18 protein-coding genes are annotated in these 16,514 nt (G+C 71.5%); 12 read left to right on the forward strand and 6 right to left on the reverse strand.

What is annotated here, in order from left to right; genetic code table 11:
• Positions 1–57: 57 nt before the first annotated feature.
• Positions 58–2,136 (forward strand): putative bifunctional diguanylate cyclase/phosphodiesterase, encoded by a 2,079-nt coding sequence (locus tag JOM49_RS18075; RefSeq protein ID WP_209665444.1) that lies wholly within the window; start codon positions 58–60, stop codon positions 2,134–2,136.
• On the opposite strand, the gene JOM49_RS18080 is transcribed toward JOM49_RS18075, so the two are convergent.
• The gene (locus tag JOM49_RS18080) at positions 2,121–2,675 is read right to left on the reverse strand and encodes a TetR/AcrR family transcriptional regulator (protein ID WP_209665445.1); all 555 of its coding nucleotides are present in this window, start codon (positions 2,673–2,675) and stop codon (positions 2,121–2,123) included. The two genes, JOM49_RS18075 and JOM49_RS18080, sit on opposite strands and share 16 nt — an antisense overlap.
• Positions 2,676–2,769: 94 nt before the next feature.
• On the opposite strand from JOM49_RS18080, the gene JOM49_RS18085 reads away from it, so the two are divergent.
• On the forward strand, positions 2,770–3,279 hold the full coding sequence (locus JOM49_RS18085) for a DoxX family protein (protein WP_209665446.1): 510 nt from the start codon (positions 2,770–2,772) through the stop codon (positions 3,277–3,279).
• On the opposite strand, the gene JOM49_RS18090 is transcribed toward JOM49_RS18085, so the two are convergent.
• The 3 genes from JOM49_RS18090 to JOM49_RS18100 form a co-directional block, all read right to left on the reverse strand.
• Positions 3,219–3,806, reverse strand: a complete 588-nt coding sequence (locus JOM49_RS18090; RefSeq protein WP_372444219.1) for a ClpP family protease — start codon at positions 3,804–3,806, stop codon at positions 3,219–3,221. The genes JOM49_RS18085 and JOM49_RS18090 overlap by 61 nt on opposite strands.
• A 100-nt stretch (positions 3,807–3,906) precedes the next feature.
• Positions 3,907–4,395, reverse strand: coding sequence for a GNAT family N-acetyltransferase (locus tag JOM49_RS18095; protein ID WP_209665448.1), 489 nt, complete (start codon positions 4,393–4,395; stop codon positions 3,907–3,909).
• Positions 4,392–5,372: a helix-turn-helix domain-containing protein gene (locus tag JOM49_RS18100; protein ID WP_209665449.1), complete on the reverse strand. Its 981-nt coding sequence runs from the start codon at positions 5,370–5,372 to the stop codon at positions 4,392–4,394. Before JOM49_RS18100 ends, JOM49_RS18095 begins: the two co-directional genes overlap by 4 nt.
• Before the next feature lie 164 nt (positions 5,373–5,536).
• Between JOM49_RS18100 and JOM49_RS18105 the strand changes: the two genes are divergently transcribed.
• A complete protein-coding gene (locus JOM49_RS18105) occupies positions 5,537–6,070 on the forward strand; it encodes a DUF6069 family protein (RefSeq protein WP_209665450.1) in 534 nt (177 codons plus the stop codon).
• Here the strand turns inward: JOM49_RS18105 and JOM49_RS18110 are convergent.
• On the reverse strand, positions 6,058–6,519 hold the full coding sequence (locus JOM49_RS18110; RefSeq protein WP_209665451.1) for a cupin domain-containing protein: 462 nt from the start codon (positions 6,517–6,519) through the stop codon (positions 6,058–6,060). The two genes, JOM49_RS18105 and JOM49_RS18110, sit on opposite strands and share 13 nt — an antisense overlap.
• Positions 6,520–6,601: 82 nt before the next feature.
• Between JOM49_RS18110 and JOM49_RS18115 the strand changes: the two genes are divergently transcribed.
• Both JOM49_RS18115 and JOM49_RS18120 read left to right on the forward strand, forming a co-directional pair.
• Entirely contained in the window at positions 6,602–7,471 is an 870-nt protein-coding gene (locus JOM49_RS18115) for a LysR family transcriptional regulator (RefSeq protein ID WP_209665452.1), read from the forward strand.
• Positions 7,468–8,706 (forward strand): SLC13 family permease, encoded by a 1,239-nt coding sequence (locus JOM49_RS18120; RefSeq protein ID WP_308158778.1) that lies wholly within the window; start codon positions 7,468–7,470, stop codon positions 8,704–8,706. The genes JOM49_RS18115 and JOM49_RS18120 overlap by 4 nt, the downstream gene beginning before the upstream one ends.
• A 35-nt stretch (positions 8,707–8,741) precedes the next feature.
• On the opposite strand, the gene JOM49_RS18125 is transcribed toward JOM49_RS18120, so the two are convergent.
• Positions 8,742–8,951 (reverse strand): hypothetical protein, encoded by a 210-nt coding sequence (locus tag JOM49_RS18125; protein WP_209665453.1) that lies wholly within the window; start codon positions 8,949–8,951, stop codon positions 8,742–8,744.
• Between the two features lie 176 nt (positions 8,952–9,127).
• On the opposite strand from JOM49_RS18125, the gene JOM49_RS18130 reads away from it, so the two are divergent.
• Genes JOM49_RS18130 through JOM49_RS18160 form a run of 7 tightly spaced genes read left to right on the forward strand, consistent with a single transcriptional unit; the run spans position 9,128 to position 16,458 of the window.
• The gene (locus JOM49_RS18130) at positions 9,128–9,751 is read left to right on the forward strand and encodes a dihydrofolate reductase family protein (RefSeq protein ID WP_209665454.1); all 624 of its coding nucleotides are present in this window, start codon (positions 9,128–9,130) and stop codon (positions 9,749–9,751) included.
• A 17-nt stretch (positions 9,752–9,768) separates the two neighbouring features.
• Complete coding sequence (locus tag JOM49_RS18135) at positions 9,769–10,104, forward strand: YciI family protein (RefSeq protein WP_209665455.1); 336 nt, start codon at positions 9,769–9,771, stop codon at positions 10,102–10,104.
• Positions 10,101–11,357, forward strand: coding sequence for an RNA polymerase sigma factor (locus tag JOM49_RS18140; protein WP_209665456.1), 1,257 nt, complete (start codon positions 10,101–10,103; stop codon positions 11,355–11,357). Before JOM49_RS18135 ends, JOM49_RS18140 begins: the two co-directional genes overlap by 4 nt.
• Before the next feature lie 35 nt (positions 11,358–11,392).
• Positions 11,393–12,298, forward strand: a complete 906-nt coding sequence (locus JOM49_RS18145) for a carbohydrate ABC transporter permease (RefSeq protein WP_209665457.1) — start codon at positions 11,393–11,395, stop codon at positions 12,296–12,298.
• A complete protein-coding gene (locus JOM49_RS18150; RefSeq protein WP_209665458.1) occupies positions 12,295–13,161 on the forward strand; it encodes a carbohydrate ABC transporter permease in 867 nt (288 codons plus the stop codon). The genes JOM49_RS18145 and JOM49_RS18150 overlap by 4 nt, the downstream gene beginning before the upstream one ends.
• Complete coding sequence (locus JOM49_RS18155) at positions 13,158–15,137, forward strand: DUF6807 family protein (protein ID WP_209665459.1); 1,980 nt, start codon at positions 13,158–13,160, stop codon at positions 15,135–15,137. The genes JOM49_RS18150 and JOM49_RS18155 overlap by 4 nt, the downstream gene beginning before the upstream one ends.
• A gap of 7 nt (positions 15,138–15,144) precedes the next feature.
• Complete coding sequence (locus JOM49_RS18160) at positions 15,145–16,458, forward strand: ABC transporter substrate-binding protein (protein WP_209665460.1); 1,314 nt, start codon at positions 15,145–15,147, stop codon at positions 16,456–16,458.
• The last annotated feature ends 56 nt before the right edge of the window (positions 16,459–16,514 follow it).

The raw sequence follows: 16,514 nt of genomic DNA on the forward strand, positions 1-16,514 counted from the left end.
GATCATTTCTGCACGACAGAATTGTCCGCTCGCCAAGACCACGGAGAGTCCGTAGTTGTGACCGTCCCGAATCCGCAGGAAGACGCGTCATCGACCCCCGGCGGTGCGCCGTCCGCTCGGCGCCGGGCGACATTGGCGCGCAAATGGGCGTACTTGATCGGCGCCACGGCTTATCTCCCGTACACCCACAAGGAACTCGAAGAGCACCTGCGCGAATTAGTGGATCAGGTGATCGAGGTGATCCGCGGCAGGCCGTTCGATCCGTCGGGCGCGACGCGGGTGGGTGCCCGGCTGGTCGAACTGCGCTGCGTGGGGCCGGACAGCCTGCGGCGGACGCTCGAAGTGCTCGGCAAGGCGCTGGCCCGTGACCAGCCCGCGGATCGCGTGGTGCTCGCGCTCGGCGCGCTGACCACCGGCTACAGCGAGGCGCAGCGCGAGATGTTCCAGCAGCAGCAGAAGGAACTCAACCGCACCCTGCTCGACGTCGAGCGCGAAGCCCGCCGCCGGCAACTGATGACCCAGGCGCAGTTCGAGGAGATCTTCGTCGGCTCGGCCAGCGGCGTCGCGGTCACCGACCTGGACGGCGGGCTGGTGCGGATCAACGCGGCGCTCGGCAAGACGCTCAACCGCGCGCCGGCCGACATCGCCGGTGTCAGCCTGTTCGACCTGATCCACCCGGAGGACGCTGAAGGCCTGCGCCAGGCCTACCGCGAACTGCTCGACGGCAAGATCGCGCGGCTGCGCATCGGCCGCCGGATGCTCGCCGAGAACGACGAGACGATGTGGGTTTCGCTGACCGGCGGGGTGATCCGGGACGCCACGGGCAAAGCCGAGCAGTTCGTCACCATCGTCGACGACGACACCGACGTGAACCTGCTGCAGCGCCGGTTGAGCCACCAGGCGCTGCACGACGCGCTGACCGGCCTGCCGAACCGCCAGTTCTTCAGCACCCGCCTGGAGAAGGCGCTGCGGCTGGCCGATCCGGCCACCGGCATCACCGTGTTCCACCTCGACCTCGACGGGTTCTCGGTGGTCACCGACGGGCTCGGTCCCGGCAGCGGTGACCGCCTCCTGCGCAGCGTCGCCGCGGCGCTGAAACTGGTGGTGCAGGACGAGAACGCCATCGTGGCCCGCCTCGGCGGCGACGAGTTCGGCATCCTGATCGAGAACACCGAGCGGACGCCGGACGTCGGCACCACGATCCGGCGGATCAACCAGGAACTGGCCGAGCCGGTGTACCTGGACGAGAACACCGGCGTGGCCGCGTCGGCGAGCATCGGCGTGGCGGACCGGCCGCCACGGGACCTGCCGCCGAGCGAACTGCTGCGCGCCACCGACATGACGCTGCGCCGGGCGCAGCGCAACGGCCACCGGCAGTGGCAGTTGTTCGACCCGGAGCAGGACCGGCGGGACAGGCACCGGTTCAGCCTGGCGGCGTCGATGGCCGGGGCGTGGGAACTCGGCGAGATCGACGTGGTCCACCGTCCCGTGGTCCGGCTGGAGGACCGCACCACCACGGGCGTGGAGGCCCTGCTCCGCTGGAACCACCCGGCCGAGGGCGTGCTGGCGCACGAGGACTGCGTGGACCTGGCCGGGCGCACCGGACTGCTGTTGCCGCTCGGCGAGTGGTTGCTGCAGGTGGCGTGCGCGAAGGTCCGCGACGAACCGGCGGCCAAGGTGCTCGCGGTCGGCCTGACCGCCGACCAGGCCGCGGATCCCGATCTGGTCGGCACGGTCCGGCAGACGCTCGGCGAAACCGAATTGAGCCCGGCGCGGCTGCGCATCGGCTTTCCGGCCCGGGCGCTGCTGTCCGAGCGCGGTGAGGCCGCGGACAACCTGCGCGTGCTCGCGGAAATCGGGGTCTACAGCGAAATCCTGGACTTCGGCGCGGCGGGCGACGTCGAATGCCTCGGCGAGTTGCCGGTGCGCACCGTGCGCCTGGCCCGCCGCCTGGTCGACCGGCAGCGGCAGGAGGGCAACCGCCTGCTGCTCACGCGCTCGGTGGCGAACCTGGTCGAACTGGCGCACCTGGCCGGCGCCACCGTGCTGGTGGACGGCATCCACACCGCCGAGCAGGCCGACTGGTGGCGGCACACCGGCGCCGACGCCGGGCTCGGGCCCTACTTCACCACCTGATCGCCGGGAAACAGGAACTTCGCGATCGAGCGCGCGGTGACCACCGGTTCCTCGTGTGACACCGCGCCGGTCAGCACGAGCGTCGCGTACCCGTGCATCAAGGACCACGCGGCGACCCGCGCGAGTTCCTGCTCGGGCCCGGTGCGCGGATCGGCCGCGACGCCGTCGGCGAGCACGTCCCCCGCCCGGGTTCGCGCGGCCACCAGTGCTTCGTCGTCGGCGCGGTAGAAATCGGGGCGGAACATCACTTCGAAGTGCGCGCGGTGCTCGAGCGCGAACCGCACATAAGCCACGCCCAGGTCGATCATGCCGCCCTCGCGCACCTCGCCGAGCGCGTCGGCCAGCAGGTCGTAACCCTCGGCGGCGAGCGCGGTGAGCAATCCGGCCTTGTCGCCGAAGTGGTGCGCCGGCGCCGCGTTCGACACCCCGGCCCGGCGCGCGAGGTCGCGCAGGCTGATCGCGGCGGGCCCGGACTCGGTGATCGCGGCGACCGCGGCGGTGAGCATGGTCCGGCGGAGGTCGCCGTGGTGGTAGGGCATGCCGAGCAGCCTAGTCGAATCTAAGCATTGACAAGATGGCCCCGGTCCGAGCAATCTTGTCGGTGACAAGTTTAAAGAAGCTGGGGGTGGCGAAATGGCACCGTTGATCATTCTGATGGTGGTCACGCTGGTGACCTGGGGGCTCGGCGCGGTGGGCGTGCGCCGGTGGAAGCCGTGGCCGGTCGCCGTGCGAGCCGGGCTGGCGGCGATGTTCGTGGCGACCGGCGTGGCGCACTTCGTCGGCCTGCGCGCGGAACTGGTGGCGATGGTGCCGCCGTCACTGCCCGCGGCGGAGTTCCTGGTCACCCTCACCGGGGTGCTGGAACTGGCGGGTGCGGCCGGTCTGCTGTGGACGCGGACGGCGCCGTGGGCGGCGGGCGGGCTGACCTTGATGCTGCTGGCGATGTTCCCGGCGAACGTGCACAAGGCCGTCACCGGGGTGGGGCTCCCGTGGGACGACCAGCTGGTGCCGCGGACGCTGATGCAGGTGGTCTTCCTGGCCGCGACGCTCAGCGTGGTGGTGCACCACGTGCGATCGAACCGTCAGGCGCCGGCAGTGCCGTCATCGCCGTCGGCGCCGATGACCCGGTCGACGAACCCGTAGGCCAGCGCCTCTTCGGCGTCGAACCAGCGGTCCCGGTCGGCGTCGGCGGTGATCTGCTCCACGGTCTGGCCGGTCTGGCGGGCGGTGATCTCGGCGATGCGGCGCTTCATCTTGCCGAACACCTCCGCCTGGATGGCCACGTCCGCGGCCGAGCCGCCGATGCCCGCCGACGGCTGGTGCATCAGCACCCGCGTGTTGGGCAGCAGGAACCGCTTGCCCGGCGTGCCCGAGGACAGCAGGAACTGGCCCATCGAGGCGACGAACCCGAGGCCCCAGGTGGCCACGTCCGGCTTGACCAGCTGCATGGTGTCGTAGATGGCCATGCCCGCGGTCACCGAGCCACCGGGGGAGTTGATGTAGAAGGTGATCTCGCGGTCCGGGTCGTCGGCGGCCAGCAGGAGCAACTGCGCGGTGATCCGGTTCGCGACCTCGTCGGTCACCTCCGAGCCGAGGAAGACGATGCGGTCGCGCAGCAGTTGTTCGAAGACGGAGTCGGTCAGGGACACACCGCTCGACGGCGTGGTCATCCCGGGCAGCAGCTCAAGGGTCATGCGGGCGACCGTAGGGCCGGGGAACCCCGCGGTGGGGCCGCGTTCGCTCAGGGCGAGGCGGTTTCGCGCACAGCGATCACGTGCGGCCGAGCAGATCGTTGAGCCACGGCTGGAAACCCAGGCGCCGGTACAGCTCCGCCGCGCCGGAGTTCGCCGCCAGCACGCCGATCGACCAGTACTCGATGCCGCGCTGCTTCAACTCCGCGCGGCAGGCTTCCAGCAACGCCGTGCCGATGCCACCGGCGCGTGCCTCGGGATCCACCACCAGCGAGTCGACTTCACCGCGCCACTGCCCGAAATCGAAGGTCGCACCCGAGGGCAGCAACCGGCAGCACAGGTAGCCGGCCGGGGTGTCGCGCCCGTCCTGGTGCGCGGTCAGGATCAGGGCGGCGTCGTCGCGCAGCCACGAGCGGTACTGGTCGCGCCGGACCTCCCAGGAGGTGGTGTTGTCGCGTACCGGGAGCGTGTCGGCGACCAGCGACCGGTGGTGCTCGGTCAGCGCTTTCCACAGCGGACCCAGGGTTTCGAGGTCCTCCTCACCGGCCTGCTCGATCCGGACGGTCATGCACCGATCTCCTCTCTGACCCCGAAGGTGCGGCGGTAGGCCGACGGCGCCACCCGCATGGCCGAGGTGAAATGGTGCCGGAAGGTCACCGCGGTGTCGAAACCCACGGTGGTGGCGATGCGTTCGATGGGCGTGGTGGTGGTCTCCAGCAGCGGCAGGCTGGCCTGCACCCGCTGCGCGATCAGCCAGCGGATCGGGCTGGTCCCGGTGGCCCGCAGGAAGTGCCGGAGATAGGTGCGGGTGGACATGGCCGCGACCTCGGCCAGCCGTCGCACGGTGATCGGCTCGGCCAGGTGCTCCAGCGCCCACGCCATGCTCCGCGCCACGTGGTCGTTCTCCGGATCGGGTGCCATCGGCGCCTCGATGTACTGCGCCTGCCCGCCGTCGCGGTGTGGCGGGATGACGAGGTGCCTGGCCACCGAGTTCGCCACCGAGGCACCGTAGTCGGCGCGCACCAGGTGCAGGCACAGGTCGAGCCCGGCCGCGCAGCCCGCGCTGGTGAACACCCCGTCGTCCTCCACGTACAACGGGCTCGGGTCCACCTGGACCCGGGGGAACCGGGAGCCGAGCAGATCGGTGTGGCGCCAGTGCGTGGTGGCGCGGCGCCCGTCGAGCAGGCCGGCCCCGGCCAGCGCGAAGGCACCGGAGCAGATGGACACGATCCGCGTGCCGCGCCGGTGGGCGCGCCGCAGCGCGGTGACCAGCTCGGGCGACGGATCGGCGGCCGGGTCGGCCACGCTCGGCACCACCAGGGTGTCCGCGTCGGCGAAGTCGTCGAGCCCGTACGGCGTGTCCAGGGTGGCGCCGCCGATCATCCGCACCGGTCCCGGCCGCTCGGCGCAGATCTTCAGCCGGTACCAGGGCACGTCCAGTTCCAGCCACTCGAAGCCGAAGACCTCGGTCACGATGCCGGTCTCGAAGGCGGACATGCCGTGGTAGGCCAGTACCGCGACGCTCGGGCCCTCTGCTTCAGCCATGGCCCCAGCGTATTCGGCGGGAGCGGGCCGGCCAGTGGCGTGCACGCCAATGACCGTCAAGATCTGGCCACCTCCGGGTGAGCGGCCTGCGCTCCGCACGGCGGGGAAGCCGGAATCGCGCGAGAATCGGAGGCGGCCGGTGACTCACTACGGAGGAGCTCCCGATGTCCGACTACAACGCACCGTACGCACGCGACGCCAAGCCAGGGGTCGATGCGGGCCGGTTGTGGGCGGGCGGTATCGCCACCGCGGTGGTGGCCGCGCTGCTCGCGATCGTCGGCCTGCTGATCGCCCGCGGCCTGTTCGAGGTCGAAGTGCTCGCGCCGGAAGGCGAAGGCATCTGGGGCAACGCGAGCACGCCCACCTACGCGGTCACCGCGGCGGTGGTGGCGATCCTGGCCACCGGGCTGATGCACCTGCTGAGCGTGGCCACGCCCGCCCCCGGCCAGTTCTTCGGCTGGATCATGGCGCTGGTGACGCTGATCGCGGTGGTCGTACCGCTGACGCTGACCGTCGACCTGGGCGCGAAGATCGCCACCGGGCTGATCAACCTGGTGCTCGGGCTGGTGATCGGCGTGATCGTGCACAACATGGCGGTGAACGCGCGCACCCTGCACCGGCGCAAGCGGACCACCGACCCGCAGGCGCCGACGCAGCAGTGGAACCAGCCGCCGCCCACCACCTACTACGACCGCTGAGGCGTGACGAAGTGCACGTCGTAGCGGTCCTGGTCGGCGTGCAGGCTCTCGAACTCGGCTTCACCGCGCTGGATCCGCCCCAGCTGCCGGAAGTAGCCGAACCGCTCGACCCCGGGTGTGAGCACCGCGAGCAGGTCCGCGGTGCTGCCCGGGGCGGCGCCGAACGCGTGCGCCAGGCCGGGTGGGATCACCACCAGATCGCCGCGTGAAACGCGCGTCGGCGTGTCGCCGTCGCCGAGCAGGAAGTCCAGTTCGCCGTCGAGCACGTAGAACAGTTCCGTCGACTTCGCGTGGTAGTGCTTTTTCGCGCCGCTGGCGCCCACTCCGAGGGTGAGGCGGTTGGCGCCGAGCGCGCCGTGGGTGTGGCCCGCGTCGGCGAGCAGGTGGAAGGCGCCGCCGGGCAGTGTGACGCGTTCGGCGGCGTCGCCGCGGCTGATCAGGGGTTTCATGATTCCAGTCGACTACGGGAAGAACGCGGGTACCAGCGGCGGTTGGAGATCATGGCGATCACCGATCGAGATGGGGCGGACGATGGAATTGCGGCAGTTGCGGTACTTCGTGACCGTCGCCGAGGAGGGCGGGTTCGGCCGGGCCGCCGAGCGGTTGCACATCGTGCAGTCCGCGGTGAGCCAGCAGATCGGCAGGCTGGAGCGCGAACTGGGGGTGCGGTTGTTCGACCGGTCGAGGCAGGCGCGGCTCACCGACGGCGGTGAACGCCTGCTGCCCGAGGCGCGGGCGGTGCTGGCGGCGGCCGAGCGCACCCGTGCGGTGGCGGCCGCGGTCGCCGAGGGCACCGGCGGCCTGGTGCGCCTGGGCACCGTGCACGGGCCGGGCGACCGGATCTTCCGGGCGCTCGGCGAACTCGCCGCGGTGGCACCGGAGCTGCGCGTCCGGCTCAAACGCCTCGCGCCCCTCGACCGCCTCGCCGCGGTCCGCTCCGGGGAACTGGACGCCGCGCTGGTCCGGGCCCTGCCCGCCACGCGGGACCTGGAGTTGCACCCGCTCTGGCAGGACCCGTTGCACGTGGCGCTGCCGGCAGCGCACCCGCTGGCCCGGAAAACCGTGCTGTGCCTGGAAGAGCTCGCGGATCTGCCACTGCGGCTGGCGCCTCGCGCGGAAAACCCGCCCTTCCACGACCTGATCCGCGACGCCTGTGCGACGGCGGGAATCGATCCGCCCACCGGGCCGCCGTTCACCGGGCTCGCCGAGACACTCGCCGAGATCGCGACCGGCTCGCCGTCCTGGACGGTCTTCTACGAGGTGTCCGGGCAGCCGTCGTTCCCCGGCGTCGCCATCCGGCCGCTGACCGGGCCGGTGCTGACCACCTCGCTCGCCGTGCCGCCCGGCCCGCCCGCGCCGGCGACGCGCCACTTGCTCACCGCGCTCGGCCGTACCGCGTGAACCTGTTCGCCGAAATCCTCGCCGTCGCGCTGCTGGCACTGGTGCTGGCGGCCGCGGTGGTCCGGCCGCGCGGACTGCCGGAAGCGGTGGTCGCGGTCCCGGCCGCGCTGCTGCTGATCGTGATCGGGGCGATCCCGGCCGCGCACGCCGTCGAGGAGGTCGCCCGGCTGGCTCCGGTGGCCGGGTTCCTCGTCGCGGTGCTGGTCCTCGCGCGGTTGTGCGCGGACGAGGGACTGTTCCACGCCTGCGGGGTGTGGCTCGCCCGTGCCGCGGCGGGCCGGCCCGACCGGTTGCTGGGCGGGGTGTTCGGCATCGCGTCGGTGGTGACCGCGGTGCTGAGCCTGGACGCCACGGTCGTCCTGCTCACGCCGGTGGTGTTCGCGACCGCGCGACGGCTGGGCGTGCCACCGAAACCGCATGTGCACGCCTGCGCGCACCTGTCGAACTCGGCCTCGGTGTTGTTGCCGGTGTCGAACCTGACGAACCTGCTGGCGTTCACCGCGAGCGGGCTCAGCTTCACCGCGTTCGCCGGGCTGATGGCGTTGCCGTGGCTGGTGGTCCTGGCGGTGGAGTACCTGGTGTTCCGGAAGTTCTTCGCCGCCGACCTGGCCGTGCGCGACGACACCGCCGGGGTGCCGGAGCCGGTCGCCTTCCCCAGGTTCGCGCTGGTCACCGTGGCGCTGACGCTGGCCGGGTTCGTCGTCACCTCGGCGCTGGGCGTCGATCCGGCCTGGGCCGCCGCGGCCGGGGCACTGGTGCTGGCCGTGCGCGCGCTGCTGCGCCGCCGGACCACCGCGGGTGCGCTCGTACGCGCGGCTTCCCTGCCGTTCCTCCTCTTCGTGCTGGCACTCGGCGTGGTCGTCCGGTCCGTTGTGGACAACGGGCTGGCGGACGGCCTGCGGCGGCTGATCCCGGCGGGCAGCGGACTGCTCACGCTGCTCGGCATCGCCGTGGTGGCCGCGGTGCTGGCGAACCTGATCAACAACCTGCCCGCGGTGCTGGTAATGCTGCCGCTGACCGTGCCCGCCGGTTCCGGCGCGGTGCTGGCCGTGCTGCTGGGCGTGAACATCGGGCCGAACCTGACCTACGCCGGTTCGCTGGCGACGCTGCTCTGGCGGCGGGTGGTCCACGACCACGACCACGAGGTCAACCTGAAGGAGTTCACCCGGCTCGGCCTGCTCACCGTGCCCGCCTGCCTGGTGCTCTCGGTCGTCGCGCTCTGGCTGGTTCTCTAGCGCTGCGTCCGGGGGCGTGATCGCCGGCGGACGGGTCAGAGCTGCCAGAGGCGGTCGAGGATCCGCTTGCGGAAGTCGGTGTGCTCGAACCAGTCGAGGTCGGTCTGGGTGGGCCAGGCGACCTTGGCGGGCAGGCCGCTCAGCCGGGCGTGGGTGCGGTTGCGCCGGGGGAAGGCACCCGGGGTGTTCAGCGGGAACAGCGCCGCGTCGAGTCGCAGGGTTCCTTGGTGTGCGGGAAAAGTCATGACGCCCCGGATGGTCGAGCCGACTTCAGTGGACAGGTGTTCACTGTGTCCGAATGGAGTAGTCCCGTCAAGCAATCAGACGAGTGAGAAGGAGATCACACCGGAGCTGTCGATTTCGCCTCCGCTCGTGCGCCGGGTCATCGAAAGCATCTCCACGAGCGAAGCGAAGGAACGACATGGGTAAACTGGTGGTCACCGCGTTCACCTCACTGGACGGGGTCATGCAGGGACCGGGCGGGCCGGACGAGGACCGCGACGGCGGGTTCTCCCACGGCGGCTGGGTCGTGCCGTCGATGGACGAGCGGGTGATCGAGCTGATGACCGGCGTCTCGCGCCGGGCGGGCGCCCTGCTGCTCGGGCGCCGGACGTACGAGAGCTTCGCCTCGACCTGGCCGCTGGCCGAAGCGGACGACCCGATCGGCTCGAAGCTGAACTCGATGCCGAAGTACGTCGCGTCGCGCACGCTGACCTCGGTCGGCTGGCAGAACTCGACCCTGCTCGACGGCGACCTCGACAAGGCCGTGCGGGAGCTCAAAGAGACCGAACCCGGCGAGATCCAGGTGCACGGCAGCGCCGGGCTGACCCAGGACCTGCTGCGCCACGACCTGGTCGACGAGTTCCACGTGCTGGTCTTCCCGGTGCTGCTGGGCGTCGGCAAGCGGTTGTTCGGCGAGGGCACCATCCCGGCCGGACTGCGGCTGGTCGGCTCGACCACGATGGGTGGCGTGGTGATCGTCCACTACGCGCGCGCGGGCGGGCTCGCCTACGGTGCGATGGGGCCGGAGACCGGTAACTGGTGACGGGAGCGGGAAAAGTCATGCCGCAGTACGCGATTCTGATCTACGAGAAGGAACTGCCCGGCGGGGTCGACGACATCCCGCCCGAGGTGATGGCGGCCAACCTGGCCGTCGGCGACCAGATCGCCGCGATGGGCGCGCGGGTGGTGCACGAGCAGGGCCTGCAGCCGGTCGCGCAGGGCCGGACCATCCACAAGGGCGGCCTGGTCACCGACGGGCCGTTCCTGGAGACCAAGGAGGTGATCGCCGGGTTCTTCGTGGTGGAGGCGAAGGACCTGGACACCGCCGTCGCCATCGGGAAGCTGCTGCCGATCATGGACGGCGCGGTCGAGGTGCGGCCGTTGTTCGAGGGATGAGCAGCGTCCAGGCCGCGGTCGCGCGGGCGCACCGTCTCGAGTGGGCACTGGTGCTCGCCGCGACGGTGCGCGTCACGCGCGACCTCGGCCTGGCCGAGGAATGCGTGCAGGACGCCTACACCGCCGCGCTGACCGAGTGGACCCGCACCGGGGTCCCGGCCAAGCCGGGCGCGTGGCTGACCACCGCCGCCCGGCACAACGCGCTCGACGTCCTGCGCCGGTCGAAGACCCTGCGCTCGAAACTGCACCTGCTGGTCGAACCGGAAGAGGCAGCCGAGCCCGCGCAGGACGACCGCCTTCGGCTGGTGTTCCTGTGCTGCCACCCCGCGCTGGCGGTGGAAGCGCAGGTCGCGCTCACCCTGCGGCTGGTCTGCGGGGTGAGCACGCCGGCGATCGCGGACGCGTTCCTGGTCTCCGAATCCACCATGGCCGCACGGCTGACCCGGGCGAAGAAGAAGATCGCGGCGGCGGGCATCCCGTTCCGGCTGCCGCGGCCGGGCGAACTGCCGGACCGGCTGGACGCCGTGCTCACGGTGATCCACCTGGCCTTCACCGCCGGGCACACCGCGGCGGCCGGGCCCTCGCTGACCGACGACGACCTCGCCGGCCGCGCGGTCGACCTGGCGCGGCTGCTCGGCGCGCTGCTGCCGAAGGAGCGGGAGGTGCGCGGGCTGCTCGCGCTGCTCCTGGCCAATGCCGCTCGCCGCGCTTCGCGGACGGGACCGGACGGTGAGCTGCTGCGACTGTCCGAACAGGACCGTTCGGCGTGGGACCAGGACCTGATCGCCGAAGCCGACCGGCTCGTGGTCGGCGCCCTGCGCGGTGGACGGCCGGGACGGTTCGCGTTGCAGGCCGCGATCGCGCTGCTGCACGCCACCGCACCGGCGTACGAGGACACCGACTGGAGCCAGATCCTGGTGCTGTACGGGGAACTGACGCGGGTGTGGCCGTCCCCGGTGGTCGCGCTGAACCGGGCGGTGGCCCTCTCGATGGCCGACGGCCCGGCGGCCGCACTGACCGAAGTGGAGCAGTTGGAAGGGGACGATCGGCTCAGCGGCTACCACTACCTGCCCGCGGTGAAGGCGGACCTGCTGGACCGGCTGGGGCGCCCGGCCGAAGCCGCCGTCGCCTACGAACGCGCCCTCGCCCTGGCCGGGAACGACGCCGAACGCGCGTTCCTGCGTGCCCGCCTGGCCGGAACAGGACGTCAAAGTCCACATTCGGCGCGCAATTGTCCACCCCCGGTTCCGTAATCTCAGGCACTGTCCGGCGGTGAACGGAGCAACGGATGGTGGCACTGGGGGAGCGGAAACGCCGCCGCCGTCGGGACTCCCGGACGCCGTACCTGCTGATCGCCCCCGCGGTGCTGGCGATGCTGGCCTTCCTGGTCTACCCGGTGGCCAGCGTCGTCTACTACAGCCTGCAGCACCGCCAGCTCAGCAAGCCCTGGCTCGACGGTTTCGCCGGGCTGGACAACTTCGCCCGGATGCTCACCGACGACCCGCTCTTCTGGCAGAGCCTCGGGTTCACCGCCAAATGGGTGTTCGTCGAGGTGGGCCTGCAGTTCGTGCTGGGGCTGGCGCTCGCGCTGATCGTCAACGAGACCTTCGTCGGCCGCGCGGTGGCCAGGGCGCTGGTGTTCTCGCCGTGGGCGGTCTCCGGGGTGCTCACCACCGGGATCTGGGTGCTGCTCTACAACCCGACCACCGGGCTCTCGCGTTACCTCGCCGACCTCGGCCTGATGGAGTACGGCGCCGCGCCGCTGGCTGATCCGGCGACCGTGTTCTCCGCGGCCGTGCTGGCCGAACTCTGGCGCGGCGTGCCGTTCTTCGCCATCCTGCTGCTCGCCGACCTGCAGGGCGTGCCCAAGGACCTCTACGAAGCCGCGTCGGTCGACGGCGCGGGCCGGCTCCGCCGCTTCGCCCACATCACACTGCCCCACCTGCGGGACACCATCATCCTGGCCACCCTGCTGCGCGCGGTCTGGGAGTTCAACAACGTGGACCTGCTCTACACGCTGACCGGCGGCGGCCCGGCGCACCAGACGACCACGCTGCCGCTGTACGTCGCCGCCACCGCGGCCCAGTCCCACGACTTCGGCTACGGCTCCGCCCTGACCATGGCCGGGTTCGTCATCCTCACCTTCTTCTCCATCCTCTACCTCAGGCTCGGCCGGTATGGAGCGCAGCGATGAGCACCACGGAAGCCGCCCCGCCGGTCGTCGCACCGCCGAAGGCACCCCCGGTGCGCAAGAAGCGCCCCCGCTGGGAGATCTACGTCCCGCTCGGGCTGTACCTGCTGTTCACCCTGGTGCCCTTCTACTGGATGGTCGTCTTCGCGGTCCGCCCGCGGGGTTCGTCCTCGCTGCTGCCGTGGCCGGTCTCGCTGGAGAACTTCGAGACGGTCTGGAACGGCATGGGCTTCGGCGTGTTCTTCCAGAACAGCTTCCTGGTCGGCGTGGCCTCGCTGGTGGCGACCACGGCGATCGCGCTGCCCGGCGGCTACGCGCTGGCGCGCTTCCGGTTCCGCGGCAGGCGCGTGTTCCTGATCGCCCTGCTGTGCAGCCAGTTCATCCCCGGCGCGATGATGCTGATCCCGCTGTTCGAGATCTTCCGCACGCTCGGCCTGGTGAACAGCCTGAGCAGCCTGGTGATCGCCGAGACGGTCTTCCAGCTGCCGCTGTCGCTGGTGCTGATCAGCGGGTTCATCGCCAGCATCCCGGTGGAGCTGGAGGAGGCCGCGCAGGCCGACGGCTGCACCCGGCTGCGGGGGTTCCTGCTGGTGGTGCTGCCGCTGCTGCGGCCCGGCCTGGTCGCGGTCGGCTCGTTCGCCTTCATCCACAGCTGGAACAACTTCCTGTTCGCGCTGATGTTCATCAGCGACCAGGACAAGTTCACCGTGCCGGTCGGGCTGGCCTTCACCCTCGGCGAGTTCAGCGTGGACTTCGGCGCGCTGGCCGCCGGCGGGGTGGTGGCCGCGCTGCCGGTGGTGCTGGTCTTCGCGGTGGTGCAGCGGTACCTGGTCCAGGGCCTGTCGGCGGGCGCGGTGAAGGGATGAGCGTGGAACCGGTGCGCGTGGTGCTGGCGGGGGTGCACGGGCACGGCCGGTGGCACCTGGACAACCTGCGCCGGCTGGCCGACCGCGGCACGGTGCGGCTGGCCGGGGTGTGCGACACCAAGCCGGTGGACGCCGCGCAGCTGGCCGGGTTCGGGCGCCCGGAGCAGGCGAGCAAGCTCGCCCCGCTGATCCGGCGCACCGGCGCCGAGCTGGTCATCCTCGCCACGCCCATCCACACCCACGCCGAGCTGGGCACCGAAGCCCTGCGTGCCGGAGCCCACCTGTTGCTGGAGAAGCCGCCCGCCGGTAGCTTCGCCGACTACACGCGACTGTCCGAAGTGGTCTCTTCGACCGGGCTCGCCTGCCAGGTCGGGTTCCAGAGCCTCGGTTCGGCCGCACTGCCCTACCTGCGTGAGCTGCTCGCGGAGAACGGGCTCGGGCCGGTGCGCGGCATCGGGGTGGCCGGGGCGTGGGCCCGGCCCGCGGCCTACTTCGAACGGGCGCCGTGGGCGGGCAAGCGCAGGCTCAACGGCATCGCGGTGACCGACGGCGCGCTGACCAACCCGTTCGCGCACGCCATCGCCAGCGCGTTGTGGCTGGCCGGGGCCGAGGAACCGGAGTCGCTGCGCGAGATCGACGTGGAGCTGTACCGGGTCAACCCGATCGAGGCCGACGACACCTCGTGCGTGCGGCTGCGGGTCGCCGACGGCACGGTGATCACCGTCGCGGTGTCGATGTGCGCCGACCGGCGCCACGAGCCCGCGGTGGTGGTGCACGGGCAACACGGGCAGGCGGAGCTGACCTACACCACCGACGAGGTGTGCCTGCGGCGGCCGGGCGCACCCGACCAGGTCACCCGGCACCCGCGGACCGACCTGCTGGAGAACCTCGTCGAGCACATCCGCGACGGCACCGAACTCCTGGTCCCGCTGCAGCGGACCGGCGCGTTCATGCGCGTGGTCGACGCGGTCCGCCGCGCGGCCGAGCCCCGGCCCATCGCGCCGGTGCACCTGGCCGGGCGCAACGGCGGCGGGCGGGTGCTGGCCGACATCGAGCGGCTGACCCGGCGCAGCGCCGACAACCTGGCGATGTTCTCCGAACTGGAGGTGCCGTGGGCCCCGGCCGAGCAGGTGCTGCGGGCGGGGGACCGGGAGGTCGCGGCCTACCGCTGGCGCCCCGACCCCGGCCTGCCCGCCACCGTCGCCCCGCGGCCCCACCTGCACACCGTCCGCACGCTCGGCGGCGTCGAAGTCAGCGAAACCGGGCCGGTGGACCACCCGCACCACCTCGGCGTCGGCGTCGCGGTGTCCGATGTGGACGGAACGAACTTCTGGGGCGGGCGCACCTACGTCCGCGGCCAGGGACCGCGCTGGCTCGACGACCACGGCAGCCAGCGCCACCTGCGCTTCACCCGCCGGGAGTCCTGCGGGTTCACCGAGTTGCTGGACTGGGTGGACCGCGACGGCCAGACGGTGGCCCGTGAACGCCGCACCGTGATCGCCCGCCGCCACCAGGCCTCGCGCCTGCCCGGCTGCTGGGAGCTGGACTTCACCTTCCGGCTCGACGCCCCCGGCCGCGTCCCGCTGACCATCCGCAGCTCGCACACCAAGGGCCGCGCGGGCGCCGGGTACGGCGGGTTCTTCTGGCGCGCCCCGGCTTCCTCGATCCGGCGGCGGGTGTTCACCGCCGAAGGCGACGGGGAGGACGCGGTGAACGGCGCCGCGGCCGACTGGGTCGCGCTGTCGGGCACCTCGCCGTCCGGCCGGGCCTGGACGCTGATCTTCACCCAGAGCGGGCCGGACCGCGATCGCTGGTTCGCCAGGGAACGCGACTACCCCGGGATCGGGCCGGGCCTGGCCTGGGAGCGGCCGCTGAACACCGGATCGGTGACCCGGCGGATCCGCACCGTCGTGGCCGACGGGCGGCTCGACCGCCGGACCGTGGCCGCGCTGATCCGCCGGACAAGCGAAAGGTAGGTTCGAGATGGGCAAGCCCCGACGCCCGTTGCGCTCGGCAGCGGCACTGCTGCTGGCCCTGTCCACCGCGGTCTCCGCGCTCGCCGCGTGCGGTTCCGACGCGGCGGGCGGGGTCACCACGATCACCTTCTGGGACGACAACGGCGGGCCGGCCAGGACCCCGGTCTGGCAGCACATCATCGCCGAGTTCGAGAAGGCCAACCCCACCGTCAAGGTCGAGTACGTGGGCATCCCGATCGCCCAGGCGCAGCAGAAGTACGACACCGCGGTCGCCGGTGGCGGCCTGCCCGACGTGGGCGGGGTGAGCACCGCGATGCTGGCGAACCTGGTGCCGCAGCGGGCGCTGGAGCCGGTGGACGACAGGTTCGCCGCCAGTCCGATCGCCGGGCAGCTGAACGAGCGCATCGTCGCCTCGGTCCGCCAGACCGTGCCGGACGGCAAGCTGTACCTGGTGCCGATCTCCACCAACACCGGGGTGTTCTGGGCGCGCAAGGACTGGCTCGCCGAAGCCGGCCTGCCGGTCCCCGAGACCTGGGACCAGTTGTTCACCGCCATCGAGCGGTTCACCGCACCGGGGGAGAACCGGTACGGCTTCACCCTGCGTGGTGGCGCGGGCTCGATCGCGCAGATGCTCGAGGTGGTCTACGGGCAGTCGGGCATCACGAAGATGTTCGAGGCCGACGGCCGGTCCACGGTCAACGACCCGCGCAACGTGGTCGCGCTGGAACGGCTGGCCGGGCTGTACAAGCGGTTCACCCCGGAAGCCGATCTCACCAACGACTACGCGAAGATGGTCGCCCAGTTCGGCGGCGGCAACATCGGCGTGATGCAGCACAACGTCGGGTCCTATCAGGACCAGGTGAAGGCGCTGGGCGCGGAGAAGGTGGTCGCGCTGCCGGTGCCGAAGGCGGCGGACGGGACCAGGGCGGTGCTGTCCCACCCGACCACCGGGCTGGGGGTGTTCGCCCAGGGTGAGCACGCCGACGCCGCGTTCAAGTTCGCCGAATTCGCCGCGAGCCCGCCGATGAACACCTACTGGGCCGAGAAGACCGGGGTGCTGCCGGTGAACAGCGAGGTCGCGCCCAGCGATCCGGCGAACCCGCAGCCGGGGGTGACGCTGGCGAAGGTGCTCGCCGAACCGTCCACCACCATGGTGCAGATGCCCTACCACCTACCGGAGTTCAACTCGATCACCAAGACCGAGTCCGAACCGGCGTTCCAGAAGGTGCTGCTCGGCGAACTGTCCGCAAAGGACTTCCTGGACGAGCTGGCCGGGAAGCTGGGCCAGGCGCAGGTGGAGTACCAGCAGCGCACCGGCTGAGGCTCCCCGCATGTTCCACCCGTTGTTCGTGATTCTCCACATGCGGCTGCCTACCG

The sequence above is a fragment of the Amycolatopsis magusensis genome (assembly GCF_017875555.1).
GTDB classification, from domain to species: Bacteria; Actinomycetota; Actinomycetes; order Mycobacteriales; family Pseudonocardiaceae; genus Amycolatopsis; species Amycolatopsis magusensis.

Bases quoted from the DNA above. Each gene is read 5' to 3' on its own strand.
- JOM49_RS18115 (WP_209665452.1), top strand. From the start codon at position 6,602: ATGGAATTGCGGCAGTTGCGGTACTTCGTGACCGTCGCCGAGGAGGGC.
- JOM49_RS18100 (WP_209665449.1), bottom strand. From the start codon at position 5,372: ATGGCTGAAGCAGAGGGCCCGAGCGTCGCGGTACTGGCCTACCACGGC.
- JOM49_RS18085 (WP_209665446.1), top strand. From the start codon at position 2,770: ATGGCACCGTTGATCATTCTGATGGTGGTCACGCTGGTGACCTGGGGG.
- JOM49_RS18150 (WP_209665458.1), top strand. From the start codon at position 12,295: ATGAGCACCACGGAAGCCGCCCCGCCGGTCGTCGCACCGCCGAAGGCA.
- JOM49_RS18140 (WP_209665456.1), top strand. From the start codon at position 10,101: ATGAGCAGCGTCCAGGCCGCGGTCGCGCGGGCGCACCGTCTCGAGTGG.
- JOM49_RS18110 (WP_209665451.1), bottom strand. From the start codon at position 6,519: ATGAAACCCCTGATCAGCCGCGGCGACGCCGCCGAACGCGTCACACTG.
- JOM49_RS18125 (WP_209665453.1), bottom strand. From the start codon at position 8,951: ATGACTTTTCCCGCACACCAAGGAACCCTGCGACTCGACGCGGCGCTG.
- JOM49_RS18090 (WP_372444219.1), bottom strand. From the start codon at position 3,806: ATGACCACGCCGTCGAGCGGTGTGTCCCTGACCGACTCCGTCTTCGAA.
- JOM49_RS18095 (WP_209665448.1), bottom strand. From the start codon at position 4,395: ATGACCGTCCGGATCGAGCAGGCCGGTGAGGAGGACCTCGAAACCCTG.
- JOM49_RS18160 (WP_209665460.1), top strand. From the start codon at position 15,145: ATGGGCAAGCCCCGACGCCCGTTGCGCTCGGCAGCGGCACTGCTGCTG.
- JOM49_RS18105 (WP_209665450.1), top strand. From the start codon at position 5,537: ATGTCCGACTACAACGCACCGTACGCACGCGACGCCAAGCCAGGGGTC.
- JOM49_RS18155 (WP_209665459.1), top strand. From the start codon at position 13,158: ATGAGCGTGGAACCGGTGCGCGTGGTGCTGGCGGGGGTGCACGGGCAC.
- JOM49_RS18080 (WP_209665445.1), bottom strand. From the start codon at position 2,675: ATGCCCTACCACCACGGCGACCTCCGCCGGACCATGCTCACCGCCGCG.
- JOM49_RS18130 (WP_209665454.1), top strand. From the start codon at position 9,128: ATGGGTAAACTGGTGGTCACCGCGTTCACCTCACTGGACGGGGTCATG.
- JOM49_RS18135 (WP_209665455.1), top strand. From the start codon at position 9,769: ATGCCGCAGTACGCGATTCTGATCTACGAGAAGGAACTGCCCGGCGGG.
- JOM49_RS18145 (WP_209665457.1), top strand. From the start codon at position 11,393: ATGGTGGCACTGGGGGAGCGGAAACGCCGCCGCCGTCGGGACTCCCGG.